At 70.4% G+C, this 15,590-nt stretch carries 18 protein-coding genes, 1 tRNA gene and 1 pseudogene; 11 read left to right on the top strand and 9 right to left on the bottom strand.

Features of this window, described 5'->3' with window-relative positions:
* Positions 1-116 precede the first annotated feature (116 nt).
* Genes ET495_RS17660 through ET495_RS10135 form a run of 5 tightly spaced genes read left to right on the top strand, consistent with a single transcriptional unit; the run spans position 117 to position 3,782 of the window.
* Positions 117-428: a hypothetical protein gene (locus ET495_RS17660; protein ID WP_162616431.1), complete on the top strand. Its 312-nt coding sequence runs from the start codon at positions 117-119 to the stop codon at positions 426-428.
* Entirely contained in the window at positions 407-721 is a 315-nt protein-coding gene (locus tag ET495_RS17665; protein ID WP_162616432.1) for a prepilin peptidase, read from the top strand. The genes ET495_RS17660 and ET495_RS17665 overlap by 22 nt, the downstream gene beginning before the upstream one ends.
* 46 nt (positions 722-767) lie before the next feature.
* Complete coding sequence (locus ET495_RS10125) at positions 768-1,214, top strand: hypothetical protein (protein ID WP_129204702.1); 447 nt, start codon at positions 768-770, stop codon at positions 1,212-1,214.
* Complete coding sequence (locus tag ET495_RS10130; protein WP_129204704.1) at positions 1,211-2,755, top strand: ATP-binding protein; 1,545 nt, start codon at positions 1,211-1,213, stop codon at positions 2,753-2,755. Before ET495_RS10125 ends, ET495_RS10130 begins: the two co-directional genes overlap by 4 nt.
* Positions 2,756-2,807: 52 nt before the next feature.
* Positions 2,808-3,782, top strand: a complete 975-nt coding sequence (locus ET495_RS10135) for a hypothetical protein (RefSeq protein ID WP_129204706.1) — start codon at positions 2,808-2,810, stop codon at positions 3,780-3,782.
* A gap of 61 nt (positions 3,783-3,843) precedes the next feature.
* On the opposite strand, the gene ET495_RS10140 is transcribed toward ET495_RS10135, so the two are convergent.
* Positions 3,844-4,266 (bottom strand): hypothetical protein, encoded by a 423-nt coding sequence (locus ET495_RS10140; RefSeq protein WP_129204708.1) that lies wholly within the window; start codon positions 4,264-4,266, stop codon positions 3,844-3,846.
* A gap of 32 nt (positions 4,267-4,298) precedes the next feature.
* Positions 4,299-4,502, bottom strand: coding sequence for a hypothetical protein (locus ET495_RS10145; protein ID WP_129204709.1), 204 nt, complete (start codon positions 4,500-4,502; stop codon positions 4,299-4,301).
* Positions 4,503-4,944: 442 nt separating this feature from the next.
* Here ET495_RS10145 and ET495_RS10150 point away from each other — a divergent pair, with 442 nt between their 5' ends.
* From ET495_RS10150 to ET495_RS19705, 3 genes and pseudogenes are all read left to right on the top strand, one after another.
* Entirely contained in the window at positions 4,945-6,015 is a 1,071-nt protein-coding gene (locus ET495_RS10150; RefSeq protein WP_129204711.1) for an ArdC-like ssDNA-binding domain-containing protein, read from the top strand.
* The gene (locus ET495_RS10155; protein ID WP_129204713.1) at positions 6,012-6,638 is read left to right on the top strand and encodes a hypothetical protein; all 627 of its coding nucleotides are present in this window, start codon (positions 6,012-6,014) and stop codon (positions 6,636-6,638) included. Before ET495_RS10150 ends, ET495_RS10155 begins: the two co-directional genes overlap by 4 nt.
* A pseudogene (locus ET495_RS19705) lies at positions 6,635-8,472 on the top strand (type IV secretory system conjugative DNA transfer family protein). The gene ET495_RS10155 and the pseudogene ET495_RS19705 overlap by 4 nt, the downstream one beginning before the upstream one ends.
* Here the strand turns inward: ET495_RS19705 and ET495_RS10165 are convergent.
* Positions 8,450-9,445 (bottom strand): hypothetical protein, encoded by a 996-nt coding sequence (locus ET495_RS10165; RefSeq protein WP_129204714.1) that lies wholly within the window; start codon positions 9,443-9,445, stop codon positions 8,450-8,452. The pseudogene ET495_RS19705 and the gene ET495_RS10165 sit on opposite strands and share 23 nt — an antisense overlap.
* 219 nt (positions 9,446-9,664) lie before the next feature.
* Here ET495_RS10165 and ET495_RS10170 point away from each other — a divergent pair, with 219 nt between their 5' ends.
* The 3 genes from ET495_RS10170 to ET495_RS10180 are packed head-to-tail and all read left to right on the top strand — an operon-like array spanning position 9,665 to position 11,788.
* Positions 9,665-10,195, top strand: coding sequence for a single-stranded DNA-binding protein (locus ET495_RS10170; RefSeq protein ID WP_129204715.1), 531 nt, complete (start codon positions 9,665-9,667; stop codon positions 10,193-10,195).
* Between the two features lie 16 nt (positions 10,196-10,211).
* Complete coding sequence (locus tag ET495_RS10175; RefSeq protein WP_245993016.1) at positions 10,212-10,796, top strand: hypothetical protein; 585 nt, start codon at positions 10,212-10,214, stop codon at positions 10,794-10,796.
* Positions 10,793-11,788 (top strand): hypothetical protein, encoded by a 996-nt coding sequence (locus ET495_RS10180; protein ID WP_129204716.1) that lies wholly within the window; start codon positions 10,793-10,795, stop codon positions 11,786-11,788. Before ET495_RS10175 ends, ET495_RS10180 begins: the two co-directional genes overlap by 4 nt.
* Before the next feature lie 11 nt (positions 11,789-11,799).
* Here ET495_RS10180 and ET495_RS10185 read toward each other — a convergent pair whose 3' ends face one another.
* From ET495_RS10185 to ET495_RS10210, 6 genes are all read right to left on the bottom strand, one after another.
* Entirely contained in the window at positions 11,800-12,411 is a 612-nt protein-coding gene (locus tag ET495_RS10185; protein WP_129204717.1) for a tyrosine-type recombinase/integrase, read from the bottom strand.
* Positions 12,354-13,106, bottom strand: a complete 753-nt coding sequence (locus tag ET495_RS10190) for an N-terminal phage integrase SAM-like domain-containing protein (protein ID WP_245993439.1) — start codon at positions 13,104-13,106, stop codon at positions 12,354-12,356. Before ET495_RS10190 ends, ET495_RS10185 begins: the two co-directional genes overlap by 58 nt.
* A gap of 5 nt (positions 13,107-13,111) precedes the next feature.
* Positions 13,112-13,375 carry a helix-turn-helix transcriptional regulator gene (locus ET495_RS17670; RefSeq protein WP_162616433.1) on the bottom strand — a complete coding sequence of 88 codons (264 nt, stop codon included), beginning with the start codon at positions 13,373-13,375 and terminating at the stop codon, positions 13,112-13,114.
* A 167-nt stretch (positions 13,376-13,542) separates the two neighbouring features.
* A tRNA-Ala gene (locus tag ET495_RS10200) sits at positions 13,543-13,615 on the bottom strand.
* Between the two features lie 15 nt (positions 13,616-13,630).
* Positions 13,631-14,893: a hypothetical protein gene (locus ET495_RS10205; RefSeq protein WP_129204720.1), complete on the bottom strand. Its 1,263-nt coding sequence runs from the start codon at positions 14,891-14,893 to the stop codon at positions 13,631-13,633.
* A gap of 82 nt (positions 14,894-14,975) precedes the next feature.
* Positions 14,976-15,581 (bottom strand): GNAT family N-acetyltransferase, encoded by a 606-nt coding sequence (locus tag ET495_RS10210; protein ID WP_245993017.1) that lies wholly within the window; start codon positions 15,579-15,581, stop codon positions 14,976-14,978.
* Positions 15,582-15,590 lie beyond the last annotated feature (9 nt).

Below are 15,590 nucleotides of genomic sequence, written 5' to 3' on the forward strand. Positions count from 1 at the left end.
GAGTGCTCCGGATGTCGGCAGCCTGCCATGCTGGCCAGCCCGCCCGTACGACGGTAAGTCCACCGCTCCCTGGTGGCCGGACGCGGGGTCTCCGACGCGGTTCGTACCGTAGTTTCATGGACGCGGGCTTCGACGACGACGGCATGTCGGAGAACTACCATCCGGGACGACCGCCGTCCCGAGGCGTGATGGCGCCCGTGATCCCCTGGTTTCGCGCCGTTCTGGTCACGGTGACCACCGTGCTCGGTGGCGCGGCAGCGTTCCTTGTGGACGACGCGGGCTCGCGCTGGACCCTCATCGTGTCGAGCCCGCTGGCCGCGGCAGCGGTGCTGACCGACGTGCGGACCCGTCGGATCCCCGCCGGCTCGCCGCCGCATGCGGCGCCATCGCGTTGGTTGCCTGCGTCGTGGCCGCGATCGTCGACCTGAGCTGGGCGCCGCTGCTGGCCGGATTGACCGCCGGCGCCGCAGTCGGTGTCGTGTTCCTGGCGTTGTGGCGGTTCACCGGGCTCGGCATGGGCGACGTGCGCCTCGCGACCGCCCTCGCCCCGATCGCCGGGCTCGCAGGCTGGCAGACGGTCGTCGCGTTCGTCGTCCTGACACACCTGCTCGCCGCTCCGGTTGCGCTGTGGGCGCTGGCCCGACGACGCCGCGACATCGCGTTCGGTCCTGCCGTCGTCGCCGGGCTCTACCTCGCCGTCGCGCTGGCACCGATGCTCTGACGGTCGCGAGCACGCACCTTCCTGGCACGAGACCCGGGAGGATGCCATGCCGAACTACGACCAGCCCGTCACCTCAGCACGAGAGGCGTCCGAGGCGGTGCGCGCTCTCGCGCACGCGACGGCCAAGTTCGCGAACCGCCCGCAAGACACGTTCGACGTCATGGGCGACATGCTGATGATCACCGCCGCCGTCGCAACCATCTTCCAGAACCTCGCCCGCGTCCACGACCAGCACGCCGAACACGCCGTCACCGACGACGACCCGCACGACCCGCACGCCGGTCGCGCGCGGGCGCAGGCTGCCGCCCGCTATCTGCGCAGGGCCGCCAGCGGAGTCGCCGACTCCTACGCGAGCGCCGACTACGCGCTCGCAACGACGAGCCACCTGATCTGGCAACACGACTACCCGGCGCGGGCGCCGCGCTCGACCGTGCGCCCCGCTCCATCACCCGGCCGGTCGTCGGTGGAAGCGCCAGGCGGGCTCTCACGGTGACCGTCAACGATCGGGTCCACGCCGCCGTCCTGGTGACACCGCACGGGGAGCGGCGCCGCCGTCGTCGGGCACGCGAGCGCGTGGCGTCCGCCGTCGTCACTACCACACGACAGGCGGACCATGCGGCGCGACAGGCGCGGCGGGACGACGAACGCAACGAGCGCCGTGCCACCAGGCTGCTCCCCGCCGCAGGCGAACCAGGCCAGGCCGCGCTGCGGATGCCCGGCAGGTTTCGGATCCCGAAGCACCAGGACACCTCCGCCACGTGGGACCATGCCTACCCGTTCCTCGCCGAGGGCGGACTCGGGCCCGAGGGGGTGTTCGTGGGCCAGGACCTCTACTCGGGGTCCTCGTTCGTCTACGACCCGTGGGTGCTCTACCAGCGAGGGCTCATCACCGCACCGAACGTCGTGCTCGCCGGGATCGTCGGCGCAGGGAAGTCCGCGCTCGCCAAGTCCCTCTACACCCGGTCGTTGCCGTTCCGGCGGCGCGTCTACGTGCCCGGGGACCCGAAGGGCGAGCACACCGCCGTCGCTCGCGCCGTGGGCGGCAGGGCGATCGAGCTCGGACCCGGGCTGCCGAACCGGCTCAACCCCCTCGACGCCGGCCACCGGCCATCCGAGATCCTCGATGAGCGGTGGGCAGCGGAGGTTACCGCCCGACGCCGTGACCTCGTCGGAGCGCTCACCGAGACCGTCCTCGACCGGCCCCTGACCCCGCTCGAGCACACCGCCGTCGATGTCGCGCTCGCCGCCGCCGTGCGAACGGCGACCGTGCCGGTGCTGCCCATGGTGGTCGACCGGCTGCTCCACCCCGACCGGGCCGACGACGTTGACCACCGGCTCGCCGAGGACGGACGTCTACCCGGGCACGCGCTCCGGCAACTGGTCGCCGGCGACCTCGCGGGCATGTTCGACGGACCCTCGACCGTCTCGTTCGACCCGAGCCTGCCGATGCTTTCGCTCGACCTGTCCCGGGTCTCGCAGAACCCGACCGCGCTCTCAGTGCTCATGACGTGCTCATCCGCGTGGATGGAGTCTGCGCTCCTCGACCCCGACGGCGGACAACGGTGGGTCATCTACGACGAGGCGTGGCGGCTCATGCAACACCCCGCGCTACTGCGGCGCATGGACGCCCACTGGCGGCTCGCGCGGCACTACGGCATCGCCAACATGCTCATCTTCCACAAGCTGACCGACCTCGAGAACGTCGGCGACGCCGGCTCCGCCAACCGCGCCCTGGCCACATCGTTGCTGGCCAACGCCGAGACACGGATCATCTACCGGCAGGAGACCGACCAGCTCGGGGCGACCGCCGCGGCGCTCGGGCTGAGCCGAACCGAGCAGGCGCTACTGCCGACGCTCGGGGTCGGGCAGGGACTGTGGCGGATCCGCGACCGAGCCTTCGTCTGCCAGCATCAACTCCATCCCGAGGAGCTTTCACTGTTCGACACGTCAAGCCGAGCAAGATCATCACCCCGTGCCTCAGAGCGCACACTTCCGTCTGCCGACTCCGCGAGTTCGAGACTTCAGTCCCGGTGATCGTTCCTGCGCGGTGGCGAACTCCGACGCTGTGCACACGGACAATGGAGCCGTGGAACGGTTGATCGACTTCTCCCGCGATCGACACATGCTGTGCCCGAGCTGCAAACATCGGTTCTGCGTCGACCTGGACTGGATCCATCGCTGGGAGCAGGCGAAGGAGACATGCCCCGGCTGCGGCCTGACGTGCGAGCACGAGGACGGGCCCCGAGTGACGGTCCGCCCTGACGACCTTGCCCTGGACGACGATCGGGTCGCTCAGTTCTTCTGGTACCACACGAGCACCCAGGCGGACTGGCCAACGAGGGACTTCGATCCGACAGCCGATCTCACGCCCCAGGCTCGCAGAATGATGGGCGGCGATCGGCGGGTGAGCGCATGGGCGGCGCGCCAGCGGGCGAAGGCTCTCCACGTCGGCACGTATGAGGCCGCGGTCCACAACATGCTTAGGCGCATGCGGAACCAGGCCGACCACAGCAGCCAGTTCTACCTCTACCGGGTTCACCTGAAGCCATCGATCGCCGTGCGGGAGGGTTGGCTGATCGATCCGAGTGACTTTACTGGCGGCGTCGTCCTGGACGAGGTCTGCCCTCCAGGTGTCGACGTCGCGCGCTACCTCAACTACCACGAGGACCCAGGCGGGCTCTCCCTTGCCCTGGGGCGGGAAGCGATCGCCAGCGTGCAGCGCGTCTCCATACCGTTGCCCGATGCATGGGACGATCACTGGGCGCGGGAGACGGTTGCGGCACTGGGGAGCGCTTCCGATGCGCCTGTCCCGACGACCGGTGCGCTGGGTCGGTTCCTGCCGCCGTCCTCGCCTCGGGCAGCGCTGGGCCGCGAGCTCGCCACGGCTCTCGCTGGCCGCGTGCCGATCAATCTACGGGACTGGTTCGGCTGGGCAGTCACGTTCAGAGAGGGCGACGATCCTGTGGAGTGGGGACGCCGAACGAGTCGCCTCTTCTCCCTGATTGAGAACCCAGGCGGGGCGCTGGCTGCGCTCGACGAGGCCGAGCACCGCCCGGTCTGACACCCCGATTTGCCTGCCCCAAGCATGGTCGTGCAGCGATCGGCCTTCGAAGCGCCCATGTCTACGCCTTCCAGGCGCGCGGCGGGGGCCGGCCGGGATCCCATATCTCCCAACCAATCGTCTTTCCTAGCTCACCGAAGCAGCCCTGGACGCCGAGCCGGTGGACGCAGAACCACCAGGCATCCAGTTCGTCCGCTATGAACCCTCGGAGCCTCTTCTGGTAGCCGTCGAACGCGGCGTTGTCGCCGAACGGGACATTCTGAAACTCAGGCCGGATCTCCCTGACGTGCCGCTCGACTCGCTCCCAGTACTCGGTCGGCTGGTCCAGTATCCCAGGGTCGTCGGTCGCCAGGATGTCGAGATGGTGGAACCGCCCGGACCTCCCGTACCGGGCGAACGCCGCGAAGAGCAGCGGCAGCACGGTGCTCTGCTGGACGTGCTCCGCGAGCCGAGCGGAGTACCCGGTTGCCGTCGTGGCCTCCACGCCGGCGCCAATCGTGGTGAGGACGCGAGCGTTCAGGCTCTCGACGTCGTGCCCCAGGCTTTGAGCTGCTTCTTCGTCGGCCAACTGCCCGCGTTCTCGACTGCCGCGCACCCGAGGAGGACCTTCATGGTCTTCTCCGTGCCGATGCTCCCGAGCGTCAAGACGGCGTCGCCGTTGGTGCCCACGAAACGCATGCCCCGTATCGCCTGGATCGAGTCGCGCATCAGGTTGCGCACGGACTCAGCCTCTTGCAGGAGGGCGAACCCCTGGCGCATGGAGAGCCCGGGGTGCAGCCTCGATGGGCGGTCGGCTGGCATCGGCGTCACTGGCCTCGTCTCTTCGTCCTGGCGACGGGTGGTCATCGCGAGGCCGCCCGACCGCTGCTGTCCCCCGCGTCACCAACGATAGGAACCGGCACCCACAACGTTGCAGCAGTCCGACCAGCGAGGCAGGACCGGTCCTGGAGCTGCCGAGATACGTGGAACCGGCCTCGGTGAGTCCCGTGCGTGGCAATGGAGCGGGGATCGCCAGGCGCTGCGTCAAGGTCGTCACGCGGCGGTGCTCCCGTCGAACTCTGAGAAGACACCACGCCACGCGTGTTCCGAGCTCGCGCGTAGTTGAGCGGGCACGTCGCGGCGGCGCTCCGCGCGCACCTTCCGACGGATGGGGAGGTGCGTGATGTACAGGATCGACGAGCCAAAGCGGGCCGAGCAGGAAGCCCACCTCAAGGCCCTGCACGAGAAGCTGACCACCGCCGTCGGCAACCTCGTCACGGGCGAGGACTGGATGCGTGCCCTCATGGTGAGCGCACGTCTCCGGGCCTACTCGGCGATGAACTCCGTGCTCATCTGGGTGGGCCTTGCCGAGCAATACGCGCAGGGCCTGGTGCCGACGGACACGCCCACGATGGTCGCCGGCATCAAGCAGTGGAACTCGCTGGGCCGAACCGTTATCAAGGGCCAGCACGGCCTCGAGATCCGCCTGCCCGTCTTCGGCCGCTACGCCGCCGAGCACCCCGATGCTCCCGAGGCCACGTGGCGTCGCCTGGGCAGCTGGGAGAAGCTCGCGCCCGGCGAGGTCCTCAAGCGCAAGCTCGTGAACACGAAGGTCGGCCGGGTCTTCGACGTCTGCCAGACGGAAGGGGCACCCGTCGAGCCGCTGCCATCACCGGTCCTACTGACGGGTCAGGCGCCGTCGGGTCTGTGGGATGGCGTCGCTGCCCAGATTGCCGCCCGCGGCTTCGACCTCCGGCTCGTCGACTCTGCGAAGGCGATCGGTGGCGCGAACGGCCTGACGAACTACCTCGCCAAGACGGTCCAGGTCCGCACCGACGTGGAACCCCTGTCGGCCGTTCGTACGCTGACGCACGAGCTCGCCCACGTGCTGGCGCACGGCCCCGACGCCGAGGACGCGGCGACACACCGCGGCATTGCCGAGGTCGAGGCCGAGTCCACGGCCGCGCTCGTGCTCGGTGCCCATGGTGTCGATACGAGCCAGTACACGGTTCCGTACGTCGCGACGTGGGCGTCGTCGGTCCCGGGCGACCAGGTCGAGACGGTCATGCGGACCTTCGACCGCGTCGCCAAGACCGCGACGACGATCCTGTCCCTGCTCGACACGACGCAGGTCGGTAACGGTCTGCCGCCCGGCCTGGACCGCGAGGCGCATGCTCACCAGCACGCCCCGGACCGTGGAGGCCCGACGCCGCGGCGCGCAGTCGGCCGAACCCGCGAGGCGGTGGCCCGATGATCCGCCACGACACCCGCGAGCGTCCCGCCCCGACGCCGATCACCCTCCCGCTGGTCGAGGTCACGATCCCCGACGACGGGCTGATCACCGTCGCCATCGACGGCACCCCGCTGACGCCGACGACGCCGCTGGACCGGTCCACCCTGCGAGCGCAGATCATCGAGCTCGCCCGCGCCCGCGGCACCGCGCTCCAGGTCCGGATCACCGAGGGCAACCTGCCGCCGTTCACGGACGTGATCACTCCCGACGACACGGCAGCAGCACCCGAACTGGCTGGTCCTGCCAGGTCCGTAGTGCCAGCCGAGCCCGGCGACGTCGCCCCGGCCGCACGGCCAGGCCCCAGCCGGGAAGGGCCGCGGTTGGCCGTTTCGACGCCGTCGGAGACGCCGTTCCACGTCGTCGACGACGGCACCGTCGTCGGGCTGACAGGCGAGGGGTTCCTCCCGGGTGAGCACGTCGCGTTCGCCGTCATCGTTACCCGGCACGTCGCCGACGACGGCGGCACCGCGTCGCTGCGTCTGCGGGGCGGCCTCCTGCAGCGCCGCCTGGGACCGTTCGTCCTGTTCGGCCAGACATCCGGCACGCTCGTCCTTGCCGATCCGTTCGGCGGCGACCAGCGATGACGACCCCCCGCACCACGGTCACCGGCAACGACCTGCTCGTCAACGTTGGCCTCGTGCTCCTCGCGGTCGCCGTCGCACTGGCCGGTCTGCTCCGGGGCGCCGCCTCGATCGCCGCACGCCTCACCAGGTCGCCGACGCCGTCGGGCGGCCTGGAAACCATCATCGACGTCGTGCGCCACCCGGGGCACCCCGGGGCGGCGTTCGGCACTCCCTCGCTGAGTACCGTCGCCTACTGGGGCATCGTCGCCGTTCTGCTCCTCGCGGTGGCAGCGACCACCTCGGGCGCCTCACGGCTGTTCCACGAGCACGCCGGCACGACCCGCCGCGACCCGCACCACCAGCCCGGAACCGCGAGCGCCGCCGACGTGCGCAAGGCGGCCTCCAAGCGTCAGCTCATCAAGCGGGCCAAGGACCTGCGCCCGACCCTGGCGCACCCGAAACCCACCGATGTCGGCTACCTGCTGGGTACGTGCCACGGCCAGCAGGTCTGGACGTCGGTCGAGGACTCCACCCTCGTGCTCGGCCCGCCCCGCTCCGGCAAGGGCCTTCACTTGGTGGTCAACGCGATCCTCGACGCCCCCGGCGCCGTCGTGACCACCTCGACCCGGCCCGACAACCTCGCCATCACCATCGCCGCCCGCGAGCGCGTCGGCCCGGTCGCCGTCTTCGACCCGCAGGGCCTCGCGGCCGGGATCACGTCGGCGATGCGCTGGTCACCTGTGCGCGGGTGCGAGCGCGCCCAGACCGCGATGGCGCGTGCCCACGGGTTCGCGGCGTCGACCGGGCTGCAGAAGGGCGGCGGGACCGACTCCGGCGGGTTCTGGGAGAAGAAGACCAAGACGACCCTCCAAGGCATGCTCCACGCCGCTGCCCTCGCCGGGCTCGGCGCCCGCGACCTGTACGACTGGTCCCTCTCCCCCGCCGCCGCCGAGGCCGCCGTCCAGATCCTCGCCTCCCACCCGGGTGCCGCGCCCGGCTGGGCCGACGCCCTGTCCACCGAGATCCATGCCGACCCCCGCACTCGCGACTCCGTGTGGATGGGCGTCTCCCTCGCCCTGGACTGCCTCGCCGACCCCCAGGTCATGGACGCCGTCACACCCAGACCCGGTGAACACTTCGACCCCGCGGCGTTCATCTCCCAGCGCGGGACGCTCTACCTGCTCGGCACTGCAGGCGGCGCCGCAGGCGCCGGCCCCTCGTCGCCGCGTTCATCGAGGACCTCGTCGAGGTCGCCCGCCGCATGGCGTCAACGCTGCCCAAGCAGCGCCTCGACCCGCCGCTGCTCCTCGCGCTCGACGAGATCGGCAACCTCGCCCCGCTCCCCTCCCTGCCCCAGCTCATGTCTGACGGCGGAGGCTCCGGCATCACGACCATGCCTGTCCTGCAATCCATGTCCCAGGCCCGCTCCAAGTGGGGAATCGACGACGCCGGGACGATCTGGGACTCGTCCATCGTCAAAGTCCTCCTCGGTGGCGGGTCGGTTGCGAAAGACCTCCAGGACGTCTCCGCGCTCATCGGCGAGCGGGACGAGACCACCGACTCGGTCTCCCTCGGCGCCGATGGGATGCGGTCCACGCAGAGGTCGACACGACGGATGCCGATCATGCCGCCCGAGGCCCTACGGACGTTGCCCTTCGGAACCGCGGTCACGCTGCTCAGGTCGGCGCCGGTGATGATCACGGACCTACGCGCCTGGACGTACCGATCGGATGCCGATGACCTATCGGTGGGACGTGTCAGCATCGAGGCGGCCATCCGAACCACGAGGGTGCCAGCTCATGCGTCCTCCGGCGCGTGGACAGCCCCGTCGATCAGCGAGCATCGAATGCAGTGATCGCGCAGCCGGAGGCGACCTCGCGCATGGGGTCGAATGCGTAGTCGGAGTCCACATCCCCAAGGTCGGGGATCTTCCAGTCGGTCATCCTCTGCGCCTGGATGCCCAGGGTGAAGAGTTCGCCGTCGCGCAGCGCGAAGTCAGGGACGGACTTGGTGCCTGCCTTGTGGAAGACGCCGTCAGGGAAACCGTCCGTCACGACACCGAGGTAGGTCACATCAGGGTGCTGCTCGCCAACGATCTGGTAAACCACGACGACGGGGACAGGCGACACGAACGCAGCGGCTACGCGCTCAACGACATCGGCCGGCGCTGTCACGCAACGAGCGTCAGCCACCGGTTCTGCGCCGTCATTCTTGTCCGCTCCGAGCTCCACCAACGCACCACTCATCACCTGATCGGTGACGGTCCAGTTCGACTCGACCAGGACGGCCCGCGCCTCGGACGTGCTGTCGTGCACGACCACCTCGTAACCCATTTCCTCAAGCACGGCACGGGCATCCGGGACGGACTTGCCGACGACGTTCGGCGCGTCGACGGCGGGAGCAGGCGAGGGAGGAGCTGAGTCACCGATGGCCGAGGCTGTTGCCGCAGGTGGAGGGGTGACAGTGGCGTTTGAGTCGTCTGTCACCATCCCGATAATCCCGAGAAGCGTGATGAAGCCGCCGAACGCGACGAGTGCGACGTTGAGCCGTCCGGCCGACTTGCCCTGCTTGCGGTTCGCGGCGATGCGGTAGATCCCGACACCGAGCGCGACTGGGGCGAGCAGGAGCGCGAGGAGCAGAAGGCCCGCGACCTTCCAGAAGCCGAACTTGGTCCGGCTGGTGACTACGCCAGCGGCCAAGCCGCCAATCGCTCCGGCGCCGATCGCGCGCCTGTTCTCCGAGAGCCAGGCACCGGCTCCGGTGAGAGACGACGGCTGCTGCGGGGTGGACGCCGTCGGGTTCGGCGTGGTTGTGGTCTGGTCGCTCATCGCGGAGGTGCGGTCCTATCGCTCGGTACTGAAGATGCGAGACCCGCACAGCGCCGGGGTCCCGGTTCGCTTGGGTCGAGGTGATCGTCGCATCGCGCATTGACACGTTTCGTCCTTCGCTGGGCGAGCTCGGCACTTTTCACCCTCGGCGTGCCGAGCGCACCTGGCAGTCATCGGCCACGACAGACCAGGCCGCCGCTATCACGTCAGGAGCAGCGCATGTCCGACACCATTCCGACCCGCGAGGCGCTCGCGGGGTTCATCGTCACCGAGCCCAGGCTCACCACGACGGCCGGCGGCATGTACCGCCTCGCAGCGCGCGTGGGCGTGGAGCACTGGCAGAGCGAACCCGACGGCGCGCGCTCGATGGCCGACCCGTCGTTCCATACGCTCGCGATCTACGGCCAGCTCGCCGCGAGGCTCGCGGGCGAGTTCCACAAGGGCGAGCGGTTCGTCGCCGTCGGCCGCACCCGGGGGTATCCGATCGACCGAGTGGGCGTCGAGGATGTGCGCTACGAGTTCGTCGCGACCCGGATCGGGCACGACGCAGCCGACGACGCCCTCGCCCGGTCGATGTCGCGGCACCCGGCGAGCCGGGCCCGGCACCTCGACACCCGCCACCCGCTCGAGCCCGCCGAGGCTCCGGCGTCGGGACGACGGCTGCGGGCAGTGCCGGACCTGCCCGCCCAGCCGACCTCAGTCCGGCACGACCGTCCGCTCGACGGCGTCGGCTCGCCGCTCGGAACCTGAGCGGCGGTGAACCACTATGAGCAGCACGCCCGAACCGGACGAGTGGCCCTTCGACAACATGTCCCTGCTGTTCGACGCGACCGGGCTCAGCGCACTGCCCGAGATCCACGACGACCCCCTGCCCACGCTCGCCCACGACGACGTCGTCCCGGTCAACTGGAACCACCTCAGCCCCGACGAGGCTCACGCCGCGTGGACCGACCTGAACGCCTGGGTCACCTGGCTGCGCAAGGCGTTCGGCCTGCCGCCCACGATCGTCCCGCCGCTGTGGCACCGCCACGACGAGCTCGTGTGGGAGTTGTCCGCGCTGCACACGCACTGGCTCGCCTGCTACGACCCCGACGCCTCACCGTCCGCCCCGATCGCGTGGATGCGCGACTTCGCCGACGCCCGTCACCGCCTGCGCGACTGGGTCGCCGCATGCGGCACCCGCCTCGACCGCGACCGCCCCACCCGCACCACCATGTGGCCCGGCGAGCCCCCGGAACCGGTCGCGGGCGACCAGGCGATTACCGACCGTGACGCCGACTTCGCCGCCTTCGTCGACGACGACGTCGCCTCGCGCCGCCGCCTGACCCACGAGCCGGGAGGTGCGTCATGAGCCCCGAGATCCCCCGGGAGATGAAGATCGCCGCCGACGCGCTCGCCGCCCATGACCACCTCGACGACCCGGCGTGGGCGACCCATGAACTGGTCGCCGCCCAGATCTGGCGCACCTTCAAGGCCCTCGGCAACCAGGGCGGGCACGTCCTGACCATCGGCGACAACTGCGCAACCCTGCTCGGGCTCCCGCGCGGGATCGGGCCGCGGCACGGCTCCCTCGTCGCTCACGTCGACCGGCACGACAACGCCATCGGGCCGCTCTCCGACATCACCCGATGGGACGAGCGCGAAGACTTCGACGTCGTCATCGCCGCGCTCGCCGGCTTCGACGTCCGCCTCACCTACGCCCCGAACATCATCAAGCGTCGTTCCGACCACCTCGTCGACACCGCCCTGGCCGTGTCGGTCACCAAGCCCGGCGGGCTCGCCGCCGTCATCGCCACCCACGACCTCATGGACAACCCCATGCCGTTCGGACGCCGTCAGATCGGTGACCTCGCCGACCTCGTCGGAGCAGTCCGCTTCCCCGCCGGCGCCTACCGCGGCGCCACGGGTACCGACGAGATCGCCGACCTCCTCGTCTTCCGCCGCCGCGAGGCCGGCGCCCCGCGCCGCGGCGTCGAATGGGAGGAAGCGACGGCCGTCCAGCTCGATGACGGCATGGTCTTCATCAACACCTACTTCGACACGAACGTCGACCAGGTCCTCGGCTCCACCCAGTACGACCCCACCGGGCGCGCACCCACGAACCTCACCGTCGTCGGCAACCGAACCCTCTTCCCCGGTCTCCTGACGAGCGCGCTCAACAATGTCATCGCCTTCGGACAGCGGGTGGGACTCACCGTCCCGCACGACACGGCCAACGACCGTCTCGACCGCGGCTTCACAACCAAGGGAAGGGCTCGGGCGGCACGGGAAACGGTCGCCCGCTCTCAGCCCGCCGAGCCTCGCCGCACCGCGCGGCCTGAGCCCGGACGCGGGCTGTGGTGACGCGGGCTTCTTCATCGCCCCACGGCGGCATCTGCCCCGGCTGTCTTGCCGTCATCCCGCTCGGCTTGTGCCGCTGCCTCCTCCTCGCCGATCTCGACCATCGCCTGCAGGATCGACGACACGTCCGGCGCGATGAGGAGGCGCTCGACGTAGTGCCGCTGCGTCACACCGCCCTGGATCTTGTGTCCAAGAAGCACCGCGGCGTCGGCGGTGCCTCTCTCGCGGGCAACGAACGTCGCCACCGTGGATCGCAGAAGGTGGGGATGGACCTCACCCTTCATGCCGGCGAGTTCCAGAGCGGCACGGAGCATACGCCGCACGTTGTGCGGGGTCTGCGGTCGAGGCTCCGCGCGACCCGCCCGGCGCCGCGACGGGAACACCGGGTCGGTGGGAGACGCGCCGTCCGGGTACAACCCTCGCAGGGCGTCGGCCGTGAACCGCGGGATGATGATCGTGCGCTTCCCGGAGTCCGTCTTCGGCATGGCCTGGCGAACGGTTCCCTGCCCCTTGATGTCGACCATCGTGGCGTCCACCCTCACGGTCGGCAGCCCTTCGGTGGTGAGGTTCACTTCGGACCAGTTGAGCGCGAGTACTTCTCCGATCCGCAGGCCCGTCCCGAGCATGACGTCGACCGCGACGGGAAGGTGCCCGTTTGGCGGGGACCTGGCCGACCGGCGCGAGCAGCCTCCCACGCCCGGACAGCCTCCCGGAGCCGATGGACGCTGGTCACGGTCAGCGCGGTCGGGTTCGGCTGTTTCCGCGGTGGCGTCGTCGTCTTGTCCATGGGGTTCGAGTGCAGGGCGTCGTGGACGATCGCGCGATCAAGGACCGCCTTGAAGACCATCCGCACTTGAGCGGCCGTGACGACCATGTCATGCGGGCCGCCCTGGCCCTGCTCGATGATCTCGTCGATCCATGCCTGACACCGCGCCGTCGTCAGCTCGTTGAGCCTGAGCTTCCCCAGCTTCGGGACCAACAGGGTTCCGAGGAGTCGCTCGTACTCGTCGATCGTCTGCGGCCTGCGCCGCGGCCGAGGCCAAGTTGCCTGCACTCGGAGTTCGTCGATCCACTGCCGTGCAGCGAGCCCGACCTTGCTGTCGGGCTTCAGGTCGACCGAGCCCCTGGGGCGCTTGAGGCGCTCATCGATCTCCGCCTGGACGGCGAGCCGTGCGGCGGCCCTCGTCTTCCGGCTTCGGGAGATCTGCGTGTCCGAGCCGTCCAACAGACGAACGCGAACACGGGCCTGAAACGAGCCGCTGGGCGTCTTCTTGATGAAGATCTCTCCGTGCTCTCCGGGGTTGAGCCTGTCGTGAGTCATCGCGCTCACCAGCCCGATCCGGAGCCCGTGCTGGGCTCGTCGTCGGTACGAGCGGTCCGAGCATCGAGCCACGCCCGGACGTCCGACTCCTCGAACATGAGGTGCCGTCCGATGACGTACGCCTTGGGCGCGGTCCCGCGCTTGCGCCAGGTGTGCACCGTCTCGTGGCTCACGCGGACCTTCTCGCACAGTTCGTCGAGGGTCCACATCGGCGTGTGCGTGAGCGGGGGTTCGTCTCTCGTGACCATGAGTTCCAGGTGCGCCGTCACGACCGGCGACCTGGGTCGATCACCGTCGCTCGCACGCATGCCCGGTGAGCACTCGCGTGGAACCTCGCGTGGAATCATGACGATCTCGGTCCTCTCGTTTGGAGGACTCCGGGAACGTCGAAGGCCGCTGACCAGGATGTTCATCCCGACCAACGGCCTTCATGGGGTGGAGCTAGGGGGATTCGAACCCCCGACCTTCTCATTGCGAACGAGACGCGCTACCAACTGCGCCATAGCCCCAAGGCGTGCCCTAGGTTAGCACCCGACCTGCCCGATCCTCCAAATCGCGCGGCGGCCGTCAGCCCGCCGCGCGCCGCCGCGCGAGGATCTGCTCGAGCGGCAGTCCCAGCGTCTCGGTGCGGGGTCGCGGCTCCTCGGCCGTGACCGGGTCGACGCTTCCTGCGGCGTCTCGGGCGGCGAGGGTGCCGGGTGCGGGCGCTGGCGTCGTCGCGGGTCCCAGGGCGGCCTCTTGCGCTGCCCGAGCGACCATGACGTGGTGGCTTCGCCGACCTCTTCTGCGGGGTTCTCGATGCGCCGCCACGGCGAGGTCGACCATCCGGTCGACACGGCGGGCTGGCTCGCGGTGAGCGGTCGGGGCTCGCGCCGCGGGGCGGCGGGCTTGGTCACGTAGGTCGGCAGGGGGACGGCCCGGGGCTCCCATGCGCCGCCGGCACCTGCCGCGCCTTCCGAGGCCGTGCGTTCCGAGGCCGTGCCTTCCGCGGCCGCCGTGCGCGTGGGCGCGGGTGTTTCCGCGCGGGTCTGCGGTTCGGAGTCACGCTCGTGTGCTGCGGCCGTCGGGGCGTGCGTGGTCCCGCCCTCTTCGGCCTCACCGTCGACGACGGTCACGGTCACGCGCGGGATCATCGTCGTCATCGTCGACGACCCGTGGACGGCTCGTCCGGTCACTCTCGCTCGGTTGCGCGGAGCGCGCGGGCCGCCTGCGGCGAGCGCGCGGGCCTGCACGGCGCGGCGCTCTGCGGCGCGACGTTCGGCGACCCAGCGTGCGTCTGCACGCCGCGCTGTCGCCGCGGCGGCACGTCCGAGCACGAGGACGACGCCGAGGAGCGCGGTCGGCGCGAGGCCCGCGTACCAGAGCAGCGGTGTCAGGGACACGGCGGCCCAGGTGGCGGCGGTCGCGGTGAGGAGGACGAGCGTGAGCGTGAGCCGACGCCGGGCGCGCTTGGCGCGCAGTTCCAGGAGCTCGAGGCGCGTCGTGCGCGCGGTGGCCTGCGGCTCGGCCATCGGTGTCTCCTCTCGGGCGCTGCGGGTGGCGGGGACCGGTACCTTCACGGGCCCGGGGCTGGCGGCCATGGTGAGCAGGCCGACGGACGGGAGGGGCGCCGCGGGCGCGGGTGTGCCGACCGTCGCGACCGCGAGGATGCGCATGCTGTCGGAGAATCGGTCGTCGGACCTGGCGTCGGCGAGCTCCTGGCGGGCGCGCACCTTGCGCGGCACCCAGTATCCGAGCACCAGGACGAACAGCACGAGGGCTGCGAGTCCGGATGCTTGGGATTCCACATCCTGACGGTAGGCGAGCAGCGCGCCGACGTGGTGGAGTGCCTCTCGGCGTGTCTTTCACGACCTGTGTGCGCGTCCCGTGTCATTCGGTGGGCCAACGCGCCTCGCGGGCCTTCTGCCAGCGCGCCAGGAGCCCTCCGGGGACGTCCTCGCTCGTCAACGCGAAGGTGCGATGGTCGCGCCACTTCCCCTGGATGTGCAGGTAGCGCGCGCGTGTCCCCTCGTCTCGGAAGCCGAGCTTCTCGACGACGCGCAGGCTGCGGTGGTTCTCGGGCCGGATGTTGATCTCGATGCGGTGCAGGCCGAGCACCTGGAGGCAGTAGTCGGTTGCCAGGGCGACCGCCGTCGGGATGACGCCCCGGCCGGCGACGTCGCGGGAGACCCAGTAGCCGATCGCGGCCGAGCACAGCGAGCCGTAGGTGATGGACGACACGGTGAGCTGACCCACCAGCGCACCGTCCAGCTCGACGGCGAACGGCAGCGTCGTGCCCGCGCGCGCCTGCTGCGAGAGCAGGCGCACGTACTCGCCGAACGTCGTCGACCCGCCCAGGCCGCGCGGGGAGGTCGCTTCCCACGGTTCGAGCCACGAGTGGTTGGCCGTGCGCAGCCGGAGCCACACCTCGGAGTCCCGACGGCGCAGCGGCCGCAGCACGACCGACCCCTTCGCGTCGTCCTCGCGCAACGTCACCGGCCACGC

Source organism: Xylanimonas allomyrinae, from assembly GCF_004135345.1.
GTDB lineage: Bacteria > Actinomycetota > Actinomycetes > Actinomycetales > Cellulomonadaceae > Xylanimonas > Xylanimonas allomyrinae.